The sequence below is a fragment of the Corallococcus terminator genome, from assembly GCF_003611635.1.
GTDB classification, from domain to species: Bacteria; Myxococcota; Myxococcia; order Myxococcales; family Myxococcaceae; genus Corallococcus; species Corallococcus terminator.
In genome coordinates this window covers 1-7,277 of sequence record NZ_RAVZ01000416.1, presented here as the reverse complement: position 1 = coordinate 7,277, position 7,277 = coordinate 1, and the positions used below count along the sequence as shown (strand labels likewise).

7 protein-coding genes are annotated in these 7,277 nt (G+C 71.7%); 2 read left to right on the top strand and 5 right to left on the bottom strand.

Annotated elements, in window-relative coordinates; genetic code table 11:
• Positions 1-21 precede the first annotated feature (21 nt).
• Together larB and larC are read left to right on the top strand one after the other, a co-directional pair.
• The gene (gene larB / locus D7V88_RS36605; RefSeq protein ID WP_120545222.1) at positions 22-774 is read left to right on the top strand and encodes a nickel pincer cofactor biosynthesis protein LarB; all 753 of its coding nucleotides are present in this window, start codon (positions 22-24) and stop codon (positions 772-774) included.
• 3 nt (positions 775-777) lie between these two features.
• Positions 778-1,944 (top strand): nickel pincer cofactor biosynthesis protein LarC, encoded by a 1,167-nt coding sequence (larC, locus tag D7V88_RS36600; RefSeq protein ID WP_120545221.1) that lies wholly within the window; start codon positions 778-780, stop codon positions 1,942-1,944.
• A 14-nt stretch (positions 1,945-1,958) separates the two neighbouring features.
• On the opposite strand, the gene D7V88_RS36595 is transcribed toward larC, so the two are convergent.
• The 5 genes from D7V88_RS36595 to D7V88_RS36575 form a co-directional block, all read right to left on the bottom strand.
• Positions 1,959-2,741: a VOC family protein gene (locus D7V88_RS36595; protein ID WP_120545220.1), complete on the bottom strand. Its 783-nt coding sequence runs from the start codon at positions 2,739-2,741 to the stop codon at positions 1,959-1,961.
• Positions 2,742-2,843: 102 nt separating this feature from the next.
• The gene (locus D7V88_RS36590) at positions 2,844-4,538 is read right to left on the bottom strand and encodes a DUF6311 domain-containing protein (RefSeq protein ID WP_244238584.1); all 1,695 of its coding nucleotides are present in this window, start codon (positions 4,536-4,538) and stop codon (positions 2,844-2,846) included.
• A 92-nt stretch (positions 4,539-4,630) separates the two neighbouring features.
• Positions 4,631-4,927, bottom strand: a complete 297-nt coding sequence (locus D7V88_RS36585; protein WP_120545218.1) for a hypothetical protein — start codon at positions 4,925-4,927, stop codon at positions 4,631-4,633.
• Between the two features lie 96 nt (positions 4,928-5,023).
• Complete coding sequence (locus tag D7V88_RS36580; RefSeq protein WP_120545217.1) at positions 5,024-6,751, bottom strand: caspase family protein; 1,728 nt, start codon at positions 6,749-6,751, stop codon at positions 5,024-5,026.
• A partial coding sequence (locus tag D7V88_RS36575; protein WP_120545216.1) for a hypothetical protein occupies positions 6,748-7,277 on the bottom strand: 530 nt, incomplete at its 5' end. The genes D7V88_RS36580 and D7V88_RS36575, both read right to left, overlap by 4 nt.

Here is a 7,277-nt window from a genome sequence, read left to right as displayed (position 1 = left end):
GGGTGGGGTAGAGGGTCGCCCATGGACGAGAAGGCGCTGCGACAACTGCTGGGGCAGGTGAAGACGGGCAAGGTCACCCTGGACGCCGCGGTGGGCAAGCTCAAGGACCTGCCGTACGCGGAGCTGGGTTACGCGACGCTCGACACGCACCGCAACCTGCGCTTCGGCTTCCCGGAGGTGGTGCTGGGCGAGCCCAAGACGGTGGAGCAACTGCTGGGCATCGTGGGCGCGCTCGTGGAGCGCAAGCAGACGGTGCTGGTGACGCGGCTGCAACCGGACAAGGCGGAGGCGCTGCTCGCGCGCTTCCCCAAGGCCGAGTACCACCCGGTGGCGCGCATCTTCCACATGCGCCAGCGCAAGGTGAAGGCGGGGCTCGTCGCGGTGGTGACGGCCGGCACGAGCGACATCCCCGTGGCGGAAGAAGCGGCGCTCACCGCCGAGGCGATGGGCGCGGAGGTGCGGCGCGTCTACGACGTGGGCGTGGCGGGCATTCACCGGCTGTTGCGCCGGCGCGAGGAGATCCAGGAGTGCCACGTCGCGGTGGTGGTGGCGGGCATGGAGGGTGCGCTCGCGAGTGCGCTGGGCGGCCTCGTCGGCATCCCGGTGGTGGCGGTGCCCACGTCGGTGGGCTACGGCGCGAACCTGAAGGGCATCTCCGCGCTGCTCGCGATGGTGAACTCGTGCGCGGCGAACGTCGCGACGGTGAACATCGACAACGGGTTTGGCGGCGGTTTCTACGCGGCGCTGATTTCTCGCACGAAGGGACGGCGCTGAGCCATGCGACGCATCCTCTACCTGGAGCCCGTGGGTGGCATCGCCGGGGACATGTTCCTGGCGGCGGCCATCGACCTGGGCGTGTCACCTGACGCGCTCACCCAGGCGCTGAGTGGCCTCAACGTGCCCGGCTGGAAGCTGGCGGTGTCGCGCGCGGTGCGCCACGCCATCAGCGGCACGCACCTGGACGTGGTGCTGGACGCGAAGGAAGCGCACCCGCACCGCGCCTACGCGGACATCCGCCAGATCATCGAAGCCGCCACCACGCTGCCGGAGCGCGCGAAGGCCCGCGCCCTGGCGGTGTTCCGCGCCATCGGTGAGGCCGAGGCGAAGGTGCACGGCGTCTCCATCGACGACATCCACTTCCATGAAGTGGGCGCGGTGGACTCCATCGTGGACATCTGTGGCGCGGCGGTGGTGCTGGAGCTGCTGGGAGACCCGGAGGTGCACGCCGCGCCGCCGCCCCTGGGCAGCGGCACCATCCGCGTGGCGCATGGGCAGATGCCCATCCCCGTGCCCGCCACGCTGGAGCTGCTGCGCGACGTGCCGGTGCGCTTCGAAGGCGTGGGCGAGCTGACGACGCCCACGGGCGCGGCGCTGCTCAAGGTGCTGACGAAGATTGGCCACCCGCCCGACTTCATCGTGGAGAAGGTGGGCTACGGCGTCGGCACCAAGGACTTCCGCGACCGACCCAACGTGCTGCGCGCGTCGCTGGGCCGCATGGAGGCGCAGGCCACCGAAGGGCTGTGGGTGGTGGAGGCGAACCTGGACGACGCCACGCCGCAGCTCCTGGGCTACCTGGTGGAGCGGTTGCTGGAGGTGGGCGCGAAGGACGCGTGGGTGGCCCCGGTGGTGATGAAGAAGGGGCGGCCGGCGCACCTGTTGGGCGTGCTGGTGGAGGGCGGCCTGCGCGAAGCGGTGGTGGACACGGTGCTGCGCGAGTCCACGTCGCTGGGCGTGCGATACCACCGGGTGGAGCGCCACGCGCTGGAGCGCGACTGGGTGGAGGTGGAGACGCCCTGGGGCAAGGTCCGCGTGAAGCGGGGCCTGCGCGAGGGCCGGGTGCTCAACGCGCACCCGGAGTTCGACGACTGTGTCCGCGTGGCCCATGCCGCGGGCGTGCCCGTGAAGCAGGTGATGGCCGCCGCGCTGGCGGCCCTCACGCACTGAGACCCGGGGGAGGCTCAGGCCGCGCCCATCTCCGACAGCTTGATGAGGCCGAAGCTCGCGCCGCCGGGGTCGGCGACGATGCTGATGCGACCGTAGGGCGAGTCGAACGGCGGGACGAGCACCTTGCCGCCCAGCCGCGTGACGGCCGCTGCGGATTCGTCGGTGTTCGCCACGGAGAAGGTGATCGTGCAGTGGGGCGGAAGGTCGGCGGGATCCTTCGCGGACATCTTCATCAGGCCGCCCACCTCCTTCCCGTTCTTCTTCATGACCCAGTAGTCCATCTCTTCGGTCTGCATCTTCTCCGCCGTGAAGCCGAAGAGGCCCTTGTAGAAATCGAGGGCCTTCTCGCCGTCCCGCGTATTCACTTCATGCCACGTCATGGAACCGGGCTCGTTGATGAGGCCGGCCCCCTGGAACTGGTTCGGCTGCCAGAGTCCGAACGGCACCCCGGTGGAGTCCTGACAGAAGGCCATGCGCCCCGCGTCCATGACGTCCATGGCGGGCAGCAACTCCCGGCCACCCAGCTCCTTCACGCGGGCCATCGCGCGGTCCACGCTCTCCACGCTGAAGTACATGTTCCACACCGGCGGGAAGGGCGCGTCCTTCGCGCGCGGCATCAGCGCCGCCACCTCGCGGCCCTGGGACCGGGCCATCGTGTAGTAGTTCGTCTCCTGCGAGCCCGTCTCGAACGTCCAGCCGAACAGCCCCCCATAGAAGGTCTTGGCCTTCTCCAGGTCCCAGGCCATCAGGTCCACCCAGCACACCGTCCCGGCCTCGTGCTTCGTCACCGCGGGCATCGTCCGCTCCTTTCAACGTGGGCCCGAACCCCTTCGGGCTACCTGAAAGGTAATATCCCGCGTGAAGTGGTCACTGAAAGGATTTTCAGTGGCCGCGTCGCGTCAGTGAATGGGCTGACGTGCGAGCCCCTGCGCGAATGCATCCGTGTTGCCGGCCACCACGCACACGGCAAGGCCTTCCACCCGTCCGCACCGCGCGCCCGCGTCGAGAAAGGGCCGCAGGTGTTCGGGCAGCACCACGTACGCGGTGGTTGCGTCCAGGCCGTCGCGGGGCAGTCGCGCGTGGCACTCGGCCTCCAACGCTTGCGGCGTGCGCGACGCGTAGCCGCTGTTGAAGGTGAGCTTCAGCCGGTACGCCTGATACGCCAGTGCGTTCACCAGCGCCTCGTCGTAGCGGCACACCCACTGCGCATGCGGCGGGAAGAGGGCCAGGTGCTGGTAGGGACCCTGGAGCGCGGCCCACTCGGGGGATTGCAGGCGCTGGAAGTGCACGGGCTTGAAGAGCGCGCTCTTGTCCTCGCGCAGGTCATACGCCTGCGCCGCCAGCGCCACCGTCAGCGCGGCCACGGCCACGGCCGGGACATTGCGCCACAAGCGCACCACGGTCAGCACCGCGCCAATGACAACCAGGTAGCTCAACGGCCAGATGAAGCGGCCGGAGGCGCGGAAGGCATTCGTCGCCTTCTCCAGGGGGGCATACAGCGCGCCCAGGTCCGCCACCGTCTGACCCAGCCACGTCACGCGTGAGGACAGGGCATAGACCGCCATCAGCCCCACCACGACCGCGGCGGGCAGCACGCGGCGCCAGTCCACCGTGCGCGCTTCACGCAGGCGCACGAGGACGCTCACCGCCGCCAGCCCGACGAGCAGCAGCGCGCCCGCGCCCAGGTAGCCGAAGCCTTCACCCTGACGGGGCGCGGCGGGCAGGTCCGGCAGCAGGCGCGACCAACCCATCGGGTTCACCAGCGTGGCCAGGTCCGAGGAGAAGTCCCCGAAGCCCTCCGCGCCCAGCCCCTGTCCGCCGAAGTAGCCGAAGACGGAGAACAGCAGCACGTCCAACCCGATGATGCCCGCGACCGCGGCCGCGACGCGTGCGAGGCCGAGTTTCCGGCTCCAGACGATTCGCACACCCAACGCCAGCGTCAGCGGCATCAGCATGCCCACCCAGTACGGATGGGTGCCGGAGGCGATGGCGTTGAAGAGGGCCGCGAGGCCCAGGCTCCGCGTCGCGGCGCGCGCATCCGGCAGGTCGCGCAGGTTGAGCCACAACAGGGCCACCAGCAGCCAGTGCGCGCACAGCGTGGGGTGACCGAAGCGCGCCGCCATCACCGGCGACAGCGCCAGCAGTGTGCCGCCCAGGGCCACGGGCACCGCGCGCGGGGACACCGTCTCCACCAGCCTCGCGCCGAAGTAACCCATCAGCGCGTAGCACAGGCCCAGCCACGGGCCGGTGTACTGGAAGTCCACGGGCAGCAGCGCATTGAAGGGCTTGAGCAGGACGGCCGCCCACGGGTTGCCGTCGGTGAGCGCCACCGATGTGCCGTAGGGGAAGAAGTGGTTGGGCGTCGCGCCCAGCGGCAGTTGCCAGTCCGCGTTGCGGAAGAAGAGCCAGCCGAAGATGTGCGCGGCCCAGTCCTCGCGCATCATCCAGTCGATGCGCGTGGGCGGCAGCACCGGCCCGCCTCCCAACCACAGGAACCAGCCCAGGCCTCCGAGCACCGCCACCGTTCGCGCCACGAGGAGGGCGCGGTGGGACGAGGCGGGAACGGAGACGGGAAGGGGGACGTTCGACGACATGGGCGGGGCTGTCTCTCGGGAGGAGCGGCGACTGTAGGCACCGGCTTCCGCACCCCGCAACCGCTGGCTCCGCTGCCCCCTTGCGCGAGGGACTACGGAAGCCCCGTCCCCGCGTCCTGCTCCAGGCCCGCGTCGCCCCTGCCCGCGTCCTCGGAGTCCGTCCTGGCGCCGCCATCGCGCTTCACGCCCGCGTCGGATCCGCCGAGGCCCGCGTCGTAGCCGTCGGGCGCCTCCACGACGACGACACAGACGCCCGCGTCGTCCACGTACGCGTAGCCCCGGTCCGGAGGGGAGAGGCCGGTGACGCAGAGGGGATCGCAGCCCGCCAGCAGGACCGCGGACATGACGGTGCTCGGCAGCACGATGTGCAGGAGGAACGAACGGGACACGGTGGGGACCGTCAGGGGGCTCGGGGTGTGGGCGTGGCGTGCGCGGGCCGGCGCACACGACACACGGACACGGCCGGGCCCGGTGGCCCGTGTCCGCTAGCGCCGGAGGCTGATTTCCAGGCCGTACTGCCGATCCACGCCGGTCCGCCCGTTGGCGGTGACGCGGTCCAGGCCCACCTGGGCCGACAATCGCAACTTCATGCCCGCGAGCCGCCCGGTGACGCCCGCGGCCACGTGGGTGGTCAGCATCGTCGGGTCCGCCTGCCGGAAGCCCGGCGCTGTCAGGCCCAACAGGCCCCAACCCGCGCCCACCTCCGCGAACAGCGGCGTGCGCGCCGGATTCTGCAGGCCCACCAGGCCCTCCAGTGTGAGGCGGTGCAGCCGGATGCCATCCCGGGCCGCGAGCGGCGTCACGCCGTAGGCCCCGCGCACGCCGTAGTACAGCAGGTGCACCGAGGTCGGATTGCGCCACGACAGGCTGGGTCCGGTGGCGAAGCTCGCCAGCCCCAGCGGTGAGCGCCCCGCGCTCAGGCCCAGCTCCCACGCCGCGCCGAAGTCCGACGACGGTGTGGCCAGCCGGGGCATCAGCCCCCCGACGACGGGCGGGTGGAACAGCGTCGTGAAGTCCACCGGCACCAGGCCCGCGGCGACCACGTACTCGTCATAGAACGACCGGTCCAACGGCACGGCGAACAGCCCGCGGCGCAGGGCCTCCTCCGCGGGGCCGCGCTCCTGCAACTCCCGGGGGCGCAGCTCCGGCGTCCCCGCGGACAGCTCCGCCAGCGTGACGCGCGCCTCCGCGTTCGGGGCGCGCACCCAGTACACGTCGCGCGGCGGCAGCAGGATTTGAGTCCACTGCTGCGGCGAGCGCCGCACGTCCACCAGCCGCTGGCCGTCCGCGTCCTCCACGGAGAGGCGCGCGTATTCGAAACCCGCGGGGAAGGTGACGCGGGGCCCTTCCGGCGCGGGGCCCACCAGCGGACGCCGGGGCGCGGCGGTGGGCGCGAAGGCATTCACCGACAGCCGCGCGGGCAGCCCCTTCACGCCGTGCAGCGACGCGGCCACGAAGGCGGCCAGCTCGCTGTACTCCACCTGTCCGTCGCCGTTGATGTCCGCGCCGCCCAGCAGGCCGGAGCGCGCCACGTGGCTGAAGACGCCAGCGCGGATGCGCGACCACTCGTGCGTCTCCCCGTCGTCGCTCTCCGCGAAGAGGGCGCCCACGTTGGGCCGCGACGCCAACTGCTCACGCGCGAGCACCCCGCGCAGCTCCGCCAGCACCGCCGCGTCCGGCGTGCCCCCCCGGCGGCCCACCACGCCCGAAGCTCGGCATGCGTCCGCGATGACGTGCACGTAGTCCGCGCCCAGCGGATCCACGAGCTCCGAATAGAGGCTGGTCCGGTCCAGGCGCGCGTCGGCGAGCGTGAAGTAGGACCGCCCCGCGTCGTCCGTGTTGCCGTGGCCCACGTAGACGATGAGCACGTCCGTCTGGCGTCCCGCCGCGCGGTCCGCGAGCGACGACGCCTGGAGCTTCTTCACCGCCTGCTCCACCGCCGCGCGCGTGGGGGCCTGGGCGGACTTCAGCATCAGGCTGCCGGACAGCCGCGTGGGCTCGTCTGGATCCACCAGCAGCGTGGTCTCCACGCCCAGGCGCTTGAGCGTCTCCGCCCACAGCACGCCGTCGTCGTCCGCGTAGCGCAGGGGCGCCAGGGCCGGGTCGTCGCTGCCGTTGTGGGCGATGATGAGCGCCCGCCGCACCGTGTCCGCCAATGCCTCCGGAGCCGCCAGCAGCAGGGCCGCACCCAGGAGCATTTCCAACTTGTTCATGGTCCTCCCTCTACCCGGACCTCCTGCCTGAGCACCACCACCCCCTCCGTTGTCCCGCCACGCAGGGCCGCCAGGGTGGCGTCCGGGTGTTCGGAGAACGAGGCGGTGACCTCGGCCATATCGGACGTCGCGGGCAGGGCGACCGTCAGCTCCAGGGGGCGCTCCTCGCCGGCCTTGCCGCTCAAGGGGAACGGCCCGTTGAGCTCTTCCTTCCCACCGACGCGCACCCGTACGGCGACGTGGGTGTAGGGCGGACGGGCCCCCGCGGCGAAGGCCAGCGTGGCCCCCGGCGCGCAGGCCGTCCCGGTCTTCAGCTCGCGCAGCGACTGGCCGGGGACGGCGCAGAAGATGCGCAGGACGGGCTGCGCCAGGGGCGTGGTGGGCGGGACGGGGTCGTGGACGACGCCCCGGGGGCTCCACTCGGGTTCAGTGGGCGTGACGACGCCGGGGCCGGTGGCGGAGGGTGTCAGCACCACCGCGAGGAACAGGGCCGCGAGCGTGGCGCCCAGCACCGCCAACGTGGGCC

What these genes read in the sequence shown, in the direction of transcription:
- larB (WP_120545222.1), top strand. Translation starts at nt 22, where the DNA reads ATGGACGAGAAGGCGCTGCGACAACTGCTGGGGCAGGTGAAGACGGGC.
- larC (WP_120545221.1), top strand. Translation starts at nt 778, where the DNA reads ATGCGACGCATCCTCTACCTGGAGCCCGTGGGTGGCATCGCCGGGGAC.
- D7V88_RS36595 (WP_120545220.1), bottom strand. Translation starts at nt 2,741, where the DNA reads ATGCCCGCGGTGACGAAGCACGAGGCCGGGACGGTGTGCTGGGTGGAC.
- D7V88_RS36590 (WP_244238584.1), bottom strand. Translation starts at nt 4,538, where the DNA reads ATGTCGTCGAACGTCCCCCTTCCCGTCTCCGTTCCCGCCTCGTCCCAC.
- D7V88_RS36580 (WP_120545217.1), bottom strand. Translation starts at nt 6,751, where the DNA reads ATGAACAAGTTGGAAATGCTCCTGGGTGCGGCCCTGCTGCTGGCGGCT.